A 17,369-nucleotide genomic window follows, 5' to 3' on the forward strand; every position below is an offset into this window, starting at 1 on the left:
GCTTTCCAAGCATATGGGAAGCCCATTTCTGGTTTCATGCTTGGCTCACGGATATCATTTCGTGGTAAAATTGACCAAAACGGATTCGCGGAGTGATGGGATATCACGCTAGGAAAGCTGATCCTGAACAAGGAGAATGTGTACAGATGGTATTGGATACAGATCAAACGAAATTAAGAGAGCTGTCTTCCTTTCTTGCCCGAATGAATGGGGATCGTCATCATCATGTCGGATATTGCGGCGAACAGGAAGGGGAGATTTATAGCACGCTGCTTGAAGATTTTTCGGAAAATGGCCGGCTGAGCAGCCAGCGATTTACCGTGATCTATGATCAAGATCAGATGGTAGGCGCGTTGGGATTCGATGTGGACGAAGAAGAGGGAACTGCTGAGATATGGGGACCTTTTATCGATGGACAAGGCGAGCTTTGGCATCGATTGGCGAAGGAGCTATGGGTTGAAGGAACAACGAAGCTGAATGGTAGCGTATCACGCTATTTCGGATTTTATAATGCAGCTCATCTGTCCGCTGCGAGGTTTATGGAGGACAAAGGGGGAAGAAAGACAGGCGTGCATCATGTACTGAGAATCCAAAAATCCACCTTGCTAACGAATGCCGCGTCTGGATTGCAGGATATCACGCCCGAATATTGGGATGAGTTCGCGGATCTGCATGGCAAGGCCTTCCCGAATACCTATCTCAACTCGGAGTCTATTTTGCAGAAGCTGGATGAGGATCACAGGCTCTTCATACTTACGGAAGAAGGCCGTTTCGCCGGGTATGTGTATGTGGAGGGAGACCCTGAATTCCAGGAAGGAAATATAGAGTACATCGCGGTATCCGAACATTTCCGGCGCAAAGGCTATGGCCGGATCCTGCTTGATCAAGCGCTCCATTATTTGTTCCAGGTCCTGCAGCTGGAAGAAATCTCGCTATGCGTGGACCAGGACAATGCAGGGGCGCTCCAGCTGTATCATCGTGCGGGCTTTGAGACGGTGCATAAACTGGCGGCATACGTATTGGAGTGAACATGATGATTTCCAACATAGTACGCCCATAAATAAGAAGACCCGCCCATCCCAGCAATCGGGACCGGCTGGTCTTGTTAACCTCTAACGCTTCGTCTTTTTACTGCTGATGACGACGCTTCCGGGCTGATCATCGTGATGGTAACGGTTTTCCATCTTTTTGCCGGCCAGCCACAACAGCCAGAGGACGACGGCCGCGATAAGAATGCGCCAAGGCTGCTGGATAAAGGCCTGCCAGTCATGTCCGATGAATGCCACCATGAAGATCATCACGGATTTGCCTGCCATAACGGCGATCGTGAACGTTGTAGCCGATACCGTGCTGATGCCGGATGCGATATTGATCAGCGAGGAAGGCGTAAAGGGAAAGCAGTACAGGATGAAGATCGGCGTAAAGCCCTTTTCTTCAATCCAATGGAAGAAACGCTGGGATCCCGGCATTCTTTTTTGTATAAGCAATCCCAGTTTGCCTCCCAGCTTGCGAACAATCCAAAACACCGTGACGGATCCAAGGCAAACGCCGATCCAGGACAGCAGGAATCCCCACCATAAACCATAGGCTGCGGAGTTTCCCATCACCAGGACGATGAGGGGCAGAAAGGGGAGAAACGCCTCTATAAATGGAAGCAAAATACCCGGAATGGGACCCAGCTGCGAGTACTGCTGCAGCCATCCCTGCACTTGATCCATGTCAATTTCTTTCATATGGGTCCACACGTTCTGAAGCCATTCCAACATGATGAGTAAATCCTCTCCCTGCCTGGGGTAAAATTATGTATTTTCTCGTCGATCGCGGATGGAATATATTATAGCATAACCGGAATCAATATTATAAATTGCAAGTATTGGCCCTACCCAGCTCCAATCGATTCGGTCTTGCCCCGCAGCGATGGGTCAGGAATAGATCGAAAGGTTTATAGGGCGGGACTGTACTCCTTATGTCCGGGGACCCGGCCATGGTCTGAAAGATCCATGTGACATGGTGTGTCAACATTGACACGCCATTCCTTTTTTTAATACAATGGTTCTTCGACAGGCTTTATCGTGTGAAAAATGATACAAAAGGAGAATGGCATGGTCAAAAATCACAAAAAACTGACAGTCGGCGAAATTCTGAAACGGTTCATCTTTATCACCGTCGGTGCAATTCTGATGGCCGTGGCGCTTGAGATCTTCCTGGTGCCCAACGAAATCATCGATGGTGGAATTACCGGTATTTCCATCGTATTATCATCGATTACGCCCATCAAATTGGGGGTATTCCTGTTTATCATCAACTTACCGTTTCTGTTTATCGGTTACAAGCAGATTGGCAAAACGTTTGCGTTTTCCACGCTGTACGGGATCGTGGTGCTGTCGGTGGCGACAACCTTCCTGCATCATGTAGATCCGTTCACGAACGAGAAGATTTTGGCGGTATTATTCGGCGGATTGGTTCTGGGCCTCGGGGTCGGTCTTGTCATCCGTTACGGCGGTGCGCTTGACGGGACGGAGATCGTAGCCATCCTGCTGTCCAAGAAGCTGCGAATGCCGGTCGGTCAGATCATCATGATCATCAACGTTTTCATATTCATTACCGCAGGGTTTGTATTCGGTGCAGATTCGGCGATGTATTCGATCTTCTCATACTACATAGCGGCAAAAGTGATGGATATTGTGGTAGAGGGCTTGGACGAGTCCAAATCCGTTACGATTATATCCAACGAATATGAGGAAATTTCGAGTGCCATCATGCAGCGTCTGGGACGCAGCACGACCATGATCTATGCCAAGGGCGGATATTCGAAAGAGGACACGCAGATGATTTATTGCGTCATCACCAGGCTGGAGATTGCGAAGCTTAAGACCGTGGTGCAGGAGATAGACAAGAACGCATTTATTTCGATTCAAAATGTCGCGGACGTGCTGGGCGGAAGCATGGCAAAGTCCGATATTCATTAGGGATGCGTTTAAGCTATCGTCTTGATATGCTGATTAACGAAGCGGCCCTCTGCAGATAAGTTCTGTAGAGGGCCGCTGTTTTAGTGATCGGCAATCCGCCGATCACTTCCGTACTTCAAAAAACTCGCATTCGTCCCGCTTGTGATAGCCGATCGAACTGACGCTGGATTGCGTAATGACGGTATCGTCGGTGAAACGGATGACAAGACTCCCCGAATCAATCAAATGATTATCCTTGAAGATGCGTATACGGATCTGCTGCTCCATGACTTCTTGAAAGTCCTGGTCGGTCAATAACGGTCTGACGATCGGCATGGATGACCAACTCCTAACGTAAAAAGGTGGTTTGATTGCGATAACGTCCTATGCTAAAGGGGGATTGGTATGGCATTTGCGGCAGACAGGGAAGTAGGTATCATTCCCGCCGATCAGGATCTGTTCGCCGGCATAGACGGGCTTGCCGTCGATGACGCGAAGGTTCATGATCGCTTTGCGCTCGCAGAACCAGCAGATCGTCTTCATTTCCTCGATTTTATCTGCGTAAATCAGCATCCAACGGCTGCCTTCAAACAGCTCGTTGCGGAAGTCGTTCTTTAGTCCGAAGCCCATGACAGGCACGTTAAGCTCATCGACGATCCGAACGAGCTGGAGGATGCTGTCCTTGGACAGGAACTGGCATTCGTCAACAAGAACGCAGTAGGGCTTAGGCTGATGATCCTTCACGATCCCGTAGATATCGGTCGTATCGGATATAGGTATCGCTTCACGGCGCAGGCCGATTCGCGACGATACATAACCGACGGCATCCCGGTCATCGAGAGCGGACGTAAAGAGAAGCACCGGTTTGTTCTGTTCTTCGTAGTTATGGGCGACTTTCAAAATCTCGATGGATTTGCCACTGTTCATGGAGCCGTACTTGAAAAATAATTGAGCCATGCTTTCGTTCCCTTCCTATAGGTGCAATGTTGCTTTTATAAGCGTAATGGTGCAAATTTCGTTATTCTTACTATATAAGATATGGCATGCAGAGTATATTGTCGCATTATTGGGCGGTATTTGTCCATTGCTGGTGTTGAATATATTCTGACAAACCTGTTAGCAGGGAACGAAAAAAAGGTTTGACAACCATTACCAGCAGTTGTAATATAACGGCATACCAAATGAATACCAAGATTATCGACCAGATAACTGGAGATATCACGCGAAGGAACAAGTACAACGGTTGAGCGTACTTTGACCAGCGTGATATCTCTTTTTTTTTCACCTCTTAACCAAGTAAACAGGTGTGAATAATTACAATAGGGGATGGTGAGGAAAATGTCAGCAGACACATTGATTATTCAACAGGTAAACAAAATTTTTCAAGCCCCGACAGGGAATGTTACGGCGCTGAAAGGCATTGACTTGCGGGTTCGTAAAGGGGAATTCATCACATTGATCGGACCGAGCGGCTGCGGGAAGAGCACCTTGCTCAAAATCGTTGCGGGCCTGGATACATCGTACGAGGGAAGTGTCCTGCTGAATGACAAGCCGATATCGGGCCCGAGCATCGAGAAGGGGTTTATTTTTCAAGAGCCGCGCTTGTTTCCATGGCTGACGGTGGAAAAGAATATCGCAGGCAATTTATCGCTGAAGCAGAAGGACGTCCGGAAAAAGGTGGATGAATTCATTGAGCTCGTTCGGCTGAAAGGCTTCGAGAAGGCATATCCCAGGGAGCTGTCGGGAGGGATGGCCCAGCGGGTAGCCATCGCCAGGGCGCTGCTGCGGAATCCGGACGTGCTGCTGCTGGATGAACCTTTTGGCGCGCTGGATGCGTTCACTCGCTCCCATATGCAGGAGGTGCTGCTGGACATCTGGCAAAATAACCGCACGACCATGCTATTTGTTACCCATGATCTGGATGAGGCTGTGTTTCTTGGCGAGCGGATCGTCATTATGAACCCGAGACCGGGCCATATTCGTTCCATCCTGCCGATCGATTTGCCGTTTCCGCGGAAACGGACCGGATCCTCCTTCCAGGAGCTGCGAACCAAAGTGCTGCGAGAGTTCGAGAAAGTGGAAGAACCGGAGTTCGATACCGGTGCAGGAATTTAATCGGTCCAGGGTTGCCGAGCCTCAAACCAAATGAACGAAAGAGAATAGGGGGAGACAATCTGATCATGCATACAAAGAAAAAGAACGTCGCCATTATGCTATTGCTTATCCTTTCCGTCTTCGTACCCGGCTGCGCCGGGGCAAACAGCCAGCCCGCGGCTGGAGCCGTTAAGAAGGGAGCAGACGGCAAATACACAGATTTGACCGTACGGCTCGGGGTTCAGGGAAGCGGCGGTTTGTTTGGCAAGGCGCGCGAGGAGAGATGGTTCGAGGAGGAGTTCGGCAAGCTAGGCGACAGGGTGGAGTGGGCAGAGTTTCAGAGCGGCCCTCCCATGACCGAAGCGATGGCTTCGAATCGTCTGGACTTTGCGGGGCTCGGCAATATGCCGATTATCGCCGCCCAGGCGGCCGATATTCCGTTTAAGGTCATCTCCCAGAGCTTGCACGGCCAGAAGAATGTGGCCATCATCGTGCCGCCGGACAGTACTGCGCAGACCCTCAGCGATCTGAAGGGAAAGAAGGTAGCGGTAACCAAAGGGAGCAATGCCTTTAACTTTTTGTACAGGGGATTGGCGGATCAAGGACTCAAGGTGTCCGACATCGAAATCATTCAGCTTCAGCCTGACGAAGCCCAGCCTGCATTCGAATCGGGCGGCGTCGATGCTTGGGCAACCTGGGACCCGTACATTACCTTGAACACGCTGACAGGCAAAGGCAACGTGCTGGCGGACGGCGAGCAGCTTGGCGTCCTGTCGCCTTCGTTCAATATCGTGCGGAAGGATTTTGCCGATCAATATCCGGACCTGGTCACGCTCTATCTGACCGTGCTGAACAAGACTCTCGCCTGGGAGAAGGAAAACGAAGCGGAGGCGATTAAACGTTACGCCGATGAGCGCGGCATCCCGCAGGAAGTCATTCAAGGCACGTTTGACCGTTCAAGGTCGATCAACATTCCCGTAACGGATGACATCATCGCGGAGCAGCAGAAAACCGCCGACTTCCAATTCGAGCAAAAAACGATCCGCAAAAAAATCCAGGTCAAAGAGGTGTTTGATAATCAGTACATTGAGGCTGCAACCCAATAAGCGGCACATCATCTAAAATTGAAAAGAGGTAGCGCTTATGCTCCCGGAAGGGATCAGCAAAAGGGCGGTTGTCGTGACCGCCGACCCCGTCGAAACCCGTCTCCGTCCTAAGCGGATTGAGCGCAGGTTCCTGTTTAAACTTACCCATGCATGGATCGGCTGGCTTGCTCCGCTCTTTATCATCATCGTGTGGCAGGCGGCTGGGGCCATGGGTTGGCTCAATCCGATCCTGCTTCCGACTCCGCTCGATATCTGGAAGGAATTCGTTCATTTAACAAGCTCCGGCGAGCTGATTCGGCATTTGGGCATCTCATCCTGGCGAGCGCTGCTCGGGTTTCTGCTCGGCGGCAGCCTCGGTTTGGCCGCGGGGATATGGGTTGGTTTCTCGTACAAGGCCGAGCGGCTTGTCGATCCTACCTTGCAAATGCTGCGGACGCTTCCCCATCTGGCTATTGCGCCACTGTTCATCCTATGGTTCGGATTCGGGGAAACCTCGAAAATCCTGCTTATTGCCAAGGGCTCGTTCTTTCCGCTCTACGTGAACACATTCCTCGGCATCCGCTCCGTGGACAACAGGCTGTTTGACGTAGCCCGCGTCCTGCAATTCAGCCGTTGGGATATGATCCGCAGGCTGATCGTTCCCGCTTCGCTGCCCCATATTTTCCTCGGCATCCGCCTCTCGATCGGGGTGGCATGGCTTGGCCTGGTTGTGGCGGAGCTGATGGGTTCCAGTTCCGGCATCGGTTATATCATCAATGACGCGCGTTCCTTCTCCTGGACCACGGTGGTCTTCGTCGGAATTTTGGTGTTTGCGCTCGTCGGGAAGCTGTCGGATTCCCTCGTCAAAGGGCTCGAAGGCAGACTTCTGCGTTGGCAGGACAGCTATAAGGGAGGCGACCCGTCATGAGAAGTCATGCAGACACTTCAGAAACAGGGGGGCGGGACTGGCTGAAGGCCATTCCAAAGCCCCTCCATGCCTGGCTTGTGCCCGCAGCGATCTTGGCTTTATGGCAGGCAGCCGGCGGATTTGGCTGGATTTCGGCGTCCCTGCTGCCTACTCCGCTTACGATAGCCAAGCAATTCGCGAGTTGGGGGGCCAGCGGCGAGCTGTGGGAGCATTTTCGGATCAGTCTCCTTCGAGCGCTATCGGGATTTTTGCTGGGCGGCTTGACGGGGCTGGCTCTGGGAATGTCCACGGGGCTTGGCAAAATGGCAGAGCGTACGCTGGACCCTTCATTTCAAATGCTGCGTACCGTACCGCTATTATCGCTGATTCCGCTGTTTATTCTATGGTTCGGCATCGGGGAATTCTCGAAGATTCTCATGATCTCCCTCGGAGCCTTTTTCCCGATCTATGTGAATACCTTCCTTGGCATTCGCAGCGTGGATGCGAAGCTTTATGAAGTATCGAGGATCTTTCAATATTCCAAGCTGCAGCTGCTGATCCGCTTGATCGTACCGGCTGCACTGCCGAACATCTTGCTTGGCATCCGCTTGTCGCTCGGCGTTTCCTGGCTTGTGTTGGTCGTAGCGGAGATGATGGGGACCAGCGCGGGCATCGGATACATGATTCAAGACGCCCGAGCCTATTCCCAAACGGACATTGTGTTTGTAGGCATTATTATTTTTGCGGTCGTGGGCAAGCTCTCCGATTCCGTTGTACGCCGGCTGGAATCCAGGCTGATGGGCTGGAGAGAGACATATAAGGGCTGATCAAGGATGGTTGGCTGACAATTTTATATGAACAGGAGTGGTTACGTAGATGGGGACAACCGACCGCAGAGATCATCAGATGCACCTGGGAGCGTTTATCTATTATGCAGGACATCATCACGCCGGGTGGCGTCATCCAACCTCGGACGTGGAGGGCATGTTTGGCATTGAGCTGTATAAGCAGCTGGCAGCCACAGCAGAGCGGGGAAAGTTCGACATGATGTTTTTTGCTGATCTGCTGTACGTGACCCAGGTCGAAAATTCCGCTTCCGGCATGCTGGACCCGTTAACGCTGTTATCCGCACTCTCCGCCGTGACGGACAAACTGGGGCTGACCGCCACGGTCTCCACAACGTACAATGAGCCGTATAACGTGGCTCGGAAATTTGCTTCTCTCGATTGGATCAGCGGGGGAAGAGCGGGCTGGAATATCGTGACGTCCCAGTTGGACATCGAAGCCCACAATTACGGCAAGCCGAAGCACCCGGAGCATGGCTTGCGTTACGAAATGGCACGCGAGTTTGTTGAAGCGGTTACCCGGTTATGGGACAGCTGGGAGGACGATGCGCTTGTGCTGGATCGGGAGTCCGGGAAATTTGCCGATGGAGCGAAGGTGCGTCCCGTGGACTTTAACGGGCAATGGTATTCCACGAAAGGCCCGCTGAACGTTCCGAGGCCGCCGCAAGGCTACCCGGTCCTGATACAGGCCGGTTCTTCCGGTCCGGGACAGGACTTTGCCGCTCAATATGGCGAGGTCATCTTTACGGCACAGCAGTCCAAGAAGGCAGCGCAGGCGTTTTACGTCAGCGTGCACTCGAAGCTGTCCCAATATGGAAGAGCGAGCGGAAGCCTGAAAATCATGCCGGGCCTGTCCCCTGTCATCGGCTCAACCGAGGAGGAGGCACGGCGCAAAGCGCAAGAACTGCTGGAATTGATTCCGCCAGCTTCGGCGATCGCCGTTCTGTCCGGGTTCCTGAATTACGACCTGAGCGGTTATCCGCCGGACCAGCCGCTGCCAAGAAACATCCCGGACCCCGTGGCGGCATCCAACGGCATGAAAAGCCGGGTCCAGTTATATATGGACATGGCTTATCAGGATAATCTGTCGATCTTAGAGTTAGGGAGGAAGATACTGACCTCGAGAGGTCATATGCCATTTGTCGGGACGCCCGAGCAGCTGGCCGACATGATGCAGGATTGGTTCGAAGGTTATGCCTGCGACGGATTTAATATCATGCCTCCGGTGCTGCCGGGAGATCTGGACGAGTTCGTGGATACGGTAATCCCGGTGCTGCAAAAACGGGGCCTGTTCCGTTCCGAATACAGCGGGCATACACTGAGGGAGCATCTGGGCTTAACGCGTCCTGAACCGGGACATTTTCGCCGGGAGGTTCAACAGGCCGCCGCGGATGCCATATAAGCGTGAACAGCCGGGGAACGTTTCAAGCGACCGAGGGTGCAGGTCAGCTTGGGACGTTTTTTTGTCGCTTCAAATGCAAAAAAAGCTATAATATTTCTCGGGTGATATTGTCAGAAATAACGATCTTCTCAGGTCATATAAGTAGTCAACGATACGAAAGAGGGTTCGAGCAATTGGAAACGACAGCAGACAGCGCGATTCAATGGGATGAGATGGAAGATGACGAGCTGGTGAAATACTCGCAGGCAGGGGAACGGGAAGCATTCGGGGAGCTTGTTCGGCGCCATCGCTCCAAGGTGTATGGCTATGCCAGAGCGATAACGCGGGAGTCCTACTTAGCAGAAGACGTGGTGCAAGATGCCCTGATCCGAGCATTCATGCATCTTGGCAAATTGGTGGATGCCCGGCGGTTCCTTCCATGGATGCACCGCATCGTCCGGAATCAGGCCTATACCCGCCTTAAAGGGAGCTCCGCGTGCAAAGAGCAGACATTCACCGAATTAGAAGGCAAGGGAAGGGTTAACGGTTCAGGGTGTCTGGAGCCATGGAACGATCTGGACAGCATTCTGGGCAGGCTCAACCATTCCGCAAGCGAAGCGGCCTCGGGTTTTAACGTACCGGAGGAACGCATCGTGCAGCAGGAAACGCTGCGTGTTTTAACCGGCATCATTCAATGCCTGAAGCCGCGCGAGAGGCTTATTTTCGAATCCCATTTTTTCGATCAGCTGTCCCCGCAGGAAATTGCCGACTTGTTTCAGCTCTCTTCGGCCAATGTGTATCAGATTATTTCGAGATCACGGAAAAAAGTGATCCAAGAAAAAATCCGCGTTACCGTTGACTCTTATATTAAGACGAGAAGGGACTTGGGAATTATGAAGAAGAACATATTGTCTTACGAAGGGCCGATGAAAGAAACCAAAACCTGGACATCCGCTGCGGATGCCACGTACAAAATGCTTCAGTTTACAGACCGCAAGCTATCGCTGCCGATGGTCATGGGGCTCACAGGGCATGCATTCCGGATCAATATCATACCGAATGATGTCCATATCGCAGGCCCGACCGCCTATTTTTTCGGCGAGTCTTTATCCCGCGGCCTTCATAATATCGGCTTCCATTCCAAATTCGTCGACGGCATGTCGGACGGCATCGGGACAAACGCCAATCTGCTGGATCCCGCCCTTATGGAAAAGGGTGCGATGAATAAACGCAGCATTCATCAAGAGCTGCCAAGAGCCCTCGATTTGATCCATGCCTCATTGGATCGCGGATATCCCGTCCTGGCCTGGGATATTTTCTTTCCGGAGTTCGGAACGCTCTACGGGTACGATGACGAGACGAGAACCCTATATGCGGAGGAGTGCGGAAGGGTCGATACGCTGCCTTACGAAAATCTGGGCAAGAGCGTCTTGGAAGAAATATTCGTCCTGGCGATTGAGGGTTCCGTGGATTTGACGCTTCGGCAGCAACTGCGACTGGCACTGGAAACCGCCACCGAGTTATATGAAGGAAAGGAAAACGCGGTGCCGACGGCTGTGAAGGGAATTGCGGCCTACGATGCTTGGATTGAATCGCTGCATGGCCGTGCCATTGAGCCGAATGGTCATGCTTACAACATCGAGGTGCTCCGGGATGCCCGGTACTACGCCGCCGAGTTCTTCAAGGAACTGGTGTCCGCCTGGCCGAAATCCATGGAGGACGGGCCGGATCTGACGACATCGTTCGAAGATGCCGCCGCGCTGTATACGGAGATCTGCAAGAAGTTCAGTGTCCTGCATGGGATGTTTCCATTTCCGAAGGGGGGCGAGCCTAATTCGGCAGAACAAGCAACAACGGCGATATCGATGGTAGAGGAGATCAAGGCCTTGGAGATCGAAGCTGCTGCGAAATTGAGCCGGATGTTCGCTACATTGTCCTCTTGAATCCAGGTTAATTTAGCGGCTTAATCCTTGCCGCAATAATTGGAATGAATAAGCATAAGATAAAGACGCCTGCGACGTTTGTAGTTGCGGCGTCTTTTTGACGTTATTGCACTAAAGTTGCAGTCGCACCTCAATATCAACTACTATTTAAAGAGGGACAGAACTTCTAGAAAGTCAGCAACGCGTTTTGTTTTTTATTTACTACTCGAGTCGTCACGGCTCTGAATCACACAATCGAAAGGAAGTATCCCATGAATTCTTTGCAAATCGAACAGCTCAAAATCATTCGAAACGAAATTACCCGATTCATGATGAAATACAAATTCGCCTTAGATGAGATCGAAACCAAGATGGAGATATTAAAAGAGGAGTTTCAGGCTCTTCATGACTATAGCCCGATCGAGCATACGAAATCCCGCCTGAAATCGCCGGAGAGCATCATGAAGAAGCTGCTTCGCAAGGGCGGAAACATATCGCTTAGTTCCATAGAAGATAACATTAAGGACATTGCGGGTTTACGAATCACTTGTTCATTCATTACCGACATCTACAAAATCAGCGACATGCTGCAGAATCAAAGCGATTTAACGGTCCTGAACGTCAAGGACTACATCAAGAATCCGAAGCCGAACGGATACCAAAGCTTGCATCTGTTAGTGGAAGTGCCCGTCTTTTTCTCTGACCGGGTGGAGAAGGTATGCGTTGAAGTCCAGATTCGAACGATTGCCATGGATTTCTGGGCGAGTCTGGAGCATAAAATCTTTTACAAATATAATAAATCGGTTCCCCAGCACCTGCTAGAAGAGCTTAAGAAGGCGGCGGATACCGCCAACGCGCTGGACCGTCAGATGGAGCAATTGCACCGCGAAGTGCAGGCTATTAAGGATTCGGAAAGCGACGATTCGCTGCTGGAGGAATTAAAAAGCATCCAAATCAACAACCGCAAGTATGAGCTCCCGGCGGGCTTGCTCGAAGTATTGACCGAGAATAATTAAGGCGTACCCGGGCGGCGCAAAAAAAGAATGCCTGACCTGTTTCATCGCCCATGGACCGGGTATATATATCCTAAGTGGGAAGTGGAAACACATCAACACCAGACGGATAACAAGACGTTAAGTCGGAATTACCGAAAGGATTTGATACCCATGTACAACGTAACAAGGAATAAGGACGGCACAGCCTGAATTATTCCGGCGTACACCTTAAGCTATTAAAGCAATGGAATGATAGCGTCAGAATGGATATAACCGCTTCCCACGAAAAAAACTCTGCGAGTGATCTCGCGGAGTTTTTTGCTGTCGACGACCATCCCAACACCTGGATAATGAGTGCAGCACGAACAATTATAGATTGTTCAGGGGTGATGTCCGGGAAACCGGTGGCTGTGAACGGCTCTGTTCACAATTTTGAGGGAATGGCACCCAACGAATGAACGGTCACTATGATATACTTAGGAATTGGATACAATGGTAACGTAACATTATATATTATTGAAATGAACCTACATAATAGAGGTGTATGTACAGTGACAACTACCGTAATCATCGGCGGCGGCATTACCGGACTTTCGACCTTATATTATCTGCAAAAAGAGCTGAAACATCATCGACGGGACATGGACTTGGTGCTGATTGAGGCAAGCGAGGTGCTGGGAGGCAAAATCCGAACCGTCCAGAACGGTGAATTTATTATGGAAACCGGAGCGGATTCGATCGTATCCCGGAAACCGAATGTGGCACCGCTTCTGGAGGAGCTTCAATTAACGGACCAGGTTGTGTACAATGCCACGGGGACTTCTTTCATATATACAACCGACGGCCTTAAAAAAATCCCCGAGGAGAGCGTATTTGGCATACCGCTTAGCTTGAAATCCTTAGCCGAAAGCGAGCTGGTATCCGCGGAGGGGAAGGTGGAGGCGCTCAAGGACTATTACACGCCGAATGAGACGTTCACCAAGCATGATTCCCTGGGAGAATTCCTTGAGTCCTTTCTAGGGAAGGAAATCGTTCAGAACCAGATCGCTCCGGTCATATCGGGCGTCTATTCCGGGGAGCTCCATGACCTGACCATTGCGTCCACATTCCCTTATTTGCTGGAGTACAAAAATACCTATGGCAGCATCATGGACGGTTTGGCCGAGAATAAACAGAAATTCCTAGGCACCGGCAATAAGAAATTCCTTTCCTTCAAAAACGGTGTCTCGGTGTTGATTGACGCACTGGAACGGAGCCTGACAGAAGCAGGCGCGAAGATCTCCAAGGGCGTTGCCGCTGAGAAGCTGGAGAGAACACCTAACGGCTATCGATTGATGCTGGCGAACGGCGAACAGATGGAAGCCGATTTTGTTGTTTTAAGCACGCTGGGATCAAGCGCGAAGGAGCTGCTGGAAGATCCGCGGCTTCACGAGGATTTTGACCAATTGTATACCAAGTCCCTCATCAGCGTGTATCTGGCCTATGATATTCGAGATGAAGAGCTTCCTTACGACGGCACGGGATTCATTACGGCCAAGGGGACGAAGCTGAAGTGTGACGCATGCACCTGGACAAGCCGGAAATGGGAGTATACCTCCGAGAATAATCGGTTATTGATGCGATTGTTCTACAAAAGCTCCAGTCCGTATTATGAGCAATTAATCCGATTGTCGGACGAAGAATTGAAGCATGTCGGGATGGAGGATCTCCGTCAGAGCTTAGGTTTAGAGGCTGAGCCCGTGTCCTGCGAAGTTACCAAATGGCATGAGAATATGCCGAACTATCATCTGAAGCACAGGCAGGTCGTGGAGTCGCTGGAGCACGCAATGGAAGACCTTTATCCTAACGTGATGCTTGCCGGCTGCTCATATTATGGCGTGGGGATCCCGGACTGCATCGCGAACGGGGAGAAGACGGCAGGCATGATCATGGAAAGGATGCTCAAATGACCATCTACATCGCTTTGCTTCGAGGAATTAATGTCGGGGGACACAATAAAATCAAAATGGCCGATTTAAGAAAGATGCTTGAAGGCATGGGCCTAACCCGCGTGCAAACATATATTCAGAGCGGAAACGTGCTCTTCGAATCTGCGGATTCCAAGGACACGCTGCAGGTCCAAATGGAGCAAGGCATACAAGAAGCGTTCGGCTTCCCGATAACCGTGATAATCAGAACCTCGGAGGAAATCGAGGGCATCGTCCGGCAGTGTCCTTTTTCGGAAGAATCGATACGTGCGGCGGAGGCAGCATCGGAGTTTGAGAGTCTTTATGTTGCCATGCTGCCGAAAGCGCCAGATCCCGATGACGTTGAGAAATTGAGGCTCTACGTGAACGATAAAGAAACTTTTGAAGCGATCGGAGAAGAAATCTATTTACTGTTTAAGGAAAGCGTTCGGAATTCCAAGCTGGCGGCGCAAATGGCAAAGTTCGGCGTACCGATGACGATGCGGAATTGGAAAACCATGAACAAGCTGGTAGAGCTGTCCCGAACGATGCAAAATGAACCGCCGCGGTAATGGATCCAAGGTGAGTAGTAGACATTAGCTGTATCCGGCGGTATCCGATTTCGAAAGAAATTTGGACCGGCGTGTTTCACATCCCGTGGACCGGGTAAATATAGAACAAGTGGGAAGTGGTATTGTCAATCGACGGACGGAAGAACATCATGTCATTCCGAAAGGCAGTTGATTCGCCATGAACACTCGCAAAAGGAGAAGGAGAGCGAAGTTTCTTCGATTCTTTTCAGGTAAGGCACCCTAGCAATTGGAAAATTGCTGCATAATGAATAATAAAATCGCTTCCCACTGATAAGGATCCTGCGATATCATTCGCGGGGGCTTTTTTTTTGTGCGGATTAAGCAATAGGTGCAGGATGTAAGACACGCCGGAGCGGGAAGTTGTTGCTCAAAGATGAATTGAAAATAAGCCGTTCATAGTGCTGAAGTATCGAACAATAGAGGTTGTTGGATCCCGAAATATGTGCCTTGAGAAACGGGAGAGCCATATGCCATGGACAAAAAGACGCGGCGTTACGATGTCCTATTGTACTAGATATTCAACAATTATCGGGACCTTTATATCATTTATCAAATTTTACATAAAGTGGTTTAAAAAACGATCGGAATATGCAATTATTGATCTTGGGAGGTGAAGAGGAAAAGGACCCCTCAAGGGGAAAAGCCTAATTTGAAATCGCGAGGGATTTTATGTTGAAAACGCTTTAATTATAATTTGGAGATCCCATGGAGACCTGGAGAATTGGGAAACTGAATTGATTGCTCAAAAAATCATTTCTAGGAGGTTTTCCATGTCTAAGATCGTCCTTAAACGATGTATTTCCTGCTTCTTGATTCTTTGTATCGTTATGTCTGCCTCGTTTACTGCACTCGCAGGACAAGCTTCCGCCCAGACATCCACCGCGCTTAACCCAGTGCCCGAGCTGCTGATCACCGAGCTTGTGCCTGATTCCACGAACGTAGGAACCGCCGACGGTTACGAATTTATCGAGGTTTACAACAATACCGATCAAGCCATCGATTTCAGCAATTATAAGATACGCTACCGTTACTTGGAGAGCGACACCCTGTGGGCTCATGTACCCGATGAGGTGACCATTCCATCCGGAGGCACACTGGTGTTCTGGATCATAAACGGTCAGAACAGCAAATCCACGATTGCTGATTTTAATCATAATTACGGTACCAACCTGAACGAAAACACCGATGTCGTCAAAATATTCTCAGGCGGCATGTCCAATTCGCGCATGCGCGAGCTCGTGGTTGTAACGAACACCGGCCGCCCGGTCGTGTCCGCGTTTTACAACGACGGTGAAGTTCATAACGGTCCCGATCAGGGAATCTTCTATAAATATCCCGAAGACGGCAGTCTAAAAATGCAACGGATCTCCCAGCTGGAGCATAAGGCTACGCCGGGTTCGCTCGCGCATTCGGAAGTGCCCGCGGAGCCGGTACATATCGACGTGACCAAGGAGCCGTCCGTTGTTAATCGGACGACAACCACGAACGTGGAGCCGGGAGACAATCTCGAAATCGCCGCGGAAGCACACGATGACCGTATGGTTACATCGCTCGCGTTATCTTATCGTGTCGACGGACAGAACGATTACAAGGTCGTACAGCTTCAGGAAGGACAGCAAGGCTATCATCATACGATACCTTATCTGGAGCTGCTGGGACATGCCAAGCTGGAGTATTTCTTCACGGTGTCCAACACGTTTAAGAAAGTGGAGAGCCCTAAATATGAGGTTGATCTCACGGGCAGCGGTGCAAGCGCGAGCCTGAACGTTAAAGATCAACAAACGGTTACGGGCATCACGTATATTCGGGGGGCAGCTGATGGGGCTGGGCCTTCCGATCTGGAGCTTCAAGTGGACGGAACGCCGGTTCAAGGCACTCCCGCCATGGAGCATTCCGCCTATTTTATATTTGAAGGCGACGGCATTGACGATGGAATCAACACGGTAACCATCGGCAAGGAGGTTCTTTTCCAGACGGAGGCGAACATTGACGGTTATCAAACTATCGTGGTCCCGATCGAACCGCAGTGGCTGACAAGCGGATCGAACGAAATTACCCTTCGGGCCGGCGATAACGAGAAGACCTACTTCGAAGAAGACAAGCCGACGGGCAATATGGATGATTTCAATGCGCGCAACGTGCGGCTGCTCTTGGGTGACGGAACGGAAATCCGGGACCCGCAATACAGCGATCCCGCATTGATCCATGACCTCGGCGACGATGGACGTTTCCTGCCTTTGGTAGCTTTTCAATTCGACATTCCTGCTGATAAAGTAAAAGCATTGTCCTACGCATGGGATACCTCGGCCGTCGCGGACGGAACGCATTCCATTCAATTGAAGGTCAATGGTCAGTCTGAGTCAGCTGCCGATGTTCAGGTAGATAACAACGGACCGGAAATTAGCGCAACCGTTGAAGAGGGCGAGGGTTACAAGGGCGGCATCCCGATCGATGTAACCGCCACGGATCGCGTATCCGGCGTGGACCGGGTCGAGGTTACGCTCGATGGACGCACTATCCAGGTGCCGTATAATACTTCCTCGGCCGAGCTTGAACCAGGCGATCATAAGCTGGAAATTCGCGCAGTGGACAAGATCGGCAACCGCTCGGAACGCACCGTGACGTTTAACACGGCTCAGGAGCATCCGAATAA

Annotated in this window: 14 protein-coding genes and 1 pseudogene; 12 read left to right on the plus strand and 3 right to left on the minus strand. The window is 50.9% G+C overall.

Annotated elements, in window-relative coordinates:
- Nucleotides 1–146: 146 nt before the first annotated feature.
- Entirely contained in the window at nt 147–1,028 is an 882-nt protein-coding gene (locus BMX45_RS03230) for a GNAT family N-acetyltransferase (RefSeq protein WP_015736052.1), read from the plus strand.
- An 84-nt stretch (nt 1,029–1,112) separates the two neighbouring features.
- On the opposite strand, the gene BMX45_RS03235 is transcribed toward BMX45_RS03230, so the two are convergent.
- A complete protein-coding gene (locus BMX45_RS03235) occupies nt 1,113–1,766 on the minus strand; it encodes a TVP38/TMEM64 family protein (RefSeq protein WP_015736051.1) in 654 nt (217 codons plus the stop codon).
- A 336-nt stretch (nt 1,767–2,102) separates the two neighbouring features.
- Between BMX45_RS03235 and BMX45_RS03240 the strand changes: the two genes are divergently transcribed.
- Nucleotides 2,103–2,969, plus strand: coding sequence for a YitT family protein (locus BMX45_RS03240; protein ID WP_009592439.1), 867 nt, complete (start codon nt 2,103–2,105; stop codon nt 2,967–2,969).
- 102 nt (nt 2,970–3,071) lie between these two features.
- Here BMX45_RS03240 and BMX45_RS03245 read toward each other — a convergent pair whose 3' ends face one another.
- Complete coding sequence (locus BMX45_RS03245) at nt 3,072–3,284, minus strand: hypothetical protein (protein WP_036661247.1); 213 nt, start codon at nt 3,282–3,284, stop codon at nt 3,072–3,074.
- A 48-nt stretch (nt 3,285–3,332) separates the two neighbouring features.
- Nucleotides 3,333–3,905 carry a thymidine kinase gene (locus BMX45_RS03250; protein ID WP_036661246.1) on the minus strand — a complete coding sequence of 191 codons (573 nt, stop codon included), beginning with the start codon at nt 3,903–3,905 and terminating at the stop codon, nt 3,333–3,335.
- Between the two features lie 381 nt (nt 3,906–4,286).
- Here BMX45_RS03250 and BMX45_RS03255 point away from each other — a divergent pair, with 381 nt between their 5' ends.
- From BMX45_RS03255 to BMX45_RS32185, 10 genes and pseudogenes are all read left to right on the plus strand, one after another.
- Nucleotides 4,287–5,063 carry an ABC transporter ATP-binding protein gene (locus tag BMX45_RS03255; protein ID WP_090908465.1) on the plus strand — a complete coding sequence of 259 codons (777 nt, stop codon included), beginning with the start codon at nt 4,287–4,289 and terminating at the stop codon, nt 5,061–5,063.
- Between the two features lie 65 nt (nt 5,064–5,128).
- Nucleotides 5,129–6,148 carry an aliphatic sulfonate ABC transporter substrate-binding protein gene (locus BMX45_RS03260; RefSeq protein ID WP_090908466.1) on the plus strand — a complete coding sequence of 340 codons (1,020 nt, stop codon included), beginning with the start codon at nt 5,129–5,131 and terminating at the stop codon, nt 6,146–6,148.
- A gap of 37 nt (nt 6,149–6,185) precedes the next feature.
- Nucleotides 6,186–7,055, plus strand: a complete 870-nt coding sequence (locus BMX45_RS03265) for an ABC transporter permease (RefSeq protein WP_090908467.1) — start codon at nt 6,186–6,188, stop codon at nt 7,053–7,055.
- The gene (locus BMX45_RS03270; protein WP_090908468.1) at nt 7,052–7,861 is read left to right on the plus strand and encodes an ABC transporter permease; all 810 of its coding nucleotides are present in this window, start codon (nt 7,052–7,054) and stop codon (nt 7,859–7,861) included. Before BMX45_RS03265 ends, BMX45_RS03270 begins: the two co-directional genes overlap by 4 nt.
- A gap of 49 nt (nt 7,862–7,910) precedes the next feature.
- Nucleotides 7,911–9,281, plus strand: coding sequence for an LLM class flavin-dependent oxidoreductase (locus BMX45_RS03275; RefSeq protein ID WP_090908469.1), 1,371 nt, complete (start codon nt 7,911–7,913; stop codon nt 9,279–9,281).
- Nucleotides 9,282–9,454: 173 nt separating this feature from the next.
- Nucleotides 9,455–11,203 carry an RNA polymerase sigma factor gene (locus tag BMX45_RS03280; protein WP_090908470.1) on the plus strand — a complete coding sequence of 583 codons (1,749 nt, stop codon included), beginning with the start codon at nt 9,455–9,457 and terminating at the stop codon, nt 11,201–11,203.
- A gap of 251 nt (nt 11,204–11,454) precedes the next feature.
- Complete coding sequence (locus BMX45_RS03285) at nt 11,455–12,198, plus strand: GTP pyrophosphokinase (protein ID WP_090908471.1); 744 nt, start codon at nt 11,455–11,457, stop codon at nt 12,196–12,198.
- 530 nt (nt 12,199–12,728) lie between these two features.
- A complete protein-coding gene (locus BMX45_RS03290) occupies nt 12,729–14,126 on the plus strand; it encodes a protoporphyrinogen oxidase (protein WP_090908472.1) in 1,398 nt (465 codons plus the stop codon).
- On the plus strand, nt 14,123–14,695 hold the full coding sequence (locus BMX45_RS03295; protein ID WP_090908473.1) for a DUF1697 domain-containing protein: 573 nt from the start codon (nt 14,123–14,125) through the stop codon (nt 14,693–14,695). Before BMX45_RS03290 ends, BMX45_RS03295 begins: the two co-directional genes overlap by 4 nt.
- Nucleotides 14,696–15,543: 848 nt before the next feature.
- Nucleotides 15,544–15,900: pseudogene (locus BMX45_RS32185) on the plus strand (lamin tail domain-containing protein); the annotation flags it as partial.
- Nucleotides 15,901–17,369 lie beyond the last annotated feature (1,469 nt).

Source organism: Paenibacillus sp. cl141a (assembly GCF_900109305.1).
Classification (GTDB): domain Bacteria; phylum Bacillota; class Bacilli; order Paenibacillales; family Paenibacillaceae; genus Paenibacillus_AQ; species Paenibacillus_AQ lautus_A.

What these genes read in the sequence shown, in the direction of transcription:
- BMX45_RS03270 (WP_090908468.1), top strand. Translation starts at nt 7,052, where the DNA reads ATGAGAAGTCATGCAGACACTTCAGAAACAGGGGGGCGGGACTGGCTG.
- BMX45_RS03230 (WP_015736052.1), top strand. Translation starts at nt 147, where the DNA reads ATGGTATTGGATACAGATCAAACGAAATTAAGAGAGCTGTCTTCCTTT.
- BMX45_RS03240 (WP_009592439.1), top strand. Translation starts at nt 2,103, where the DNA reads ATGGTCAAAAATCACAAAAAACTGACAGTCGGCGAAATTCTGAAACGG.
- BMX45_RS03285 (WP_090908471.1), top strand. Translation starts at nt 11,455, where the DNA reads ATGAATTCTTTGCAAATCGAACAGCTCAAAATCATTCGAAACGAAATT.
- BMX45_RS03250 (WP_036661246.1), bottom strand. Translation starts at nt 3,905, where the DNA reads ATGGCTCAATTATTTTTCAAGTACGGCTCCATGAACAGTGGCAAATCC.
- BMX45_RS03235 (WP_015736051.1), bottom strand. Translation starts at nt 1,766, where the DNA reads ATGTTGGAATGGCTTCAGAACGTGTGGACCCATATGAAAGAAATTGAC.
- BMX45_RS03295 (WP_090908473.1), top strand. Translation starts at nt 14,123, where the DNA reads ATGACCATCTACATCGCTTTGCTTCGAGGAATTAATGTCGGGGGACAC.
- BMX45_RS03265 (WP_090908467.1), top strand. Translation starts at nt 6,186, where the DNA reads ATGCTCCCGGAAGGGATCAGCAAAAGGGCGGTTGTCGTGACCGCCGAC.
- BMX45_RS03255 (WP_090908465.1), top strand. Translation starts at nt 4,287, where the DNA reads ATGTCAGCAGACACATTGATTATTCAACAGGTAAACAAAATTTTTCAA.
- BMX45_RS03275 (WP_090908469.1), top strand. Translation starts at nt 7,911, where the DNA reads ATGGGGACAACCGACCGCAGAGATCATCAGATGCACCTGGGAGCGTTT.
- BMX45_RS03245 (WP_036661247.1), bottom strand. Translation starts at nt 3,284, where the DNA reads ATGCCGATCGTCAGACCGTTATTGACCGACCAGGACTTTCAAGAAGTC.
- BMX45_RS03260 (WP_090908466.1), top strand. Translation starts at nt 5,129, where the DNA reads ATGCATACAAAGAAAAAGAACGTCGCCATTATGCTATTGCTTATCCTT.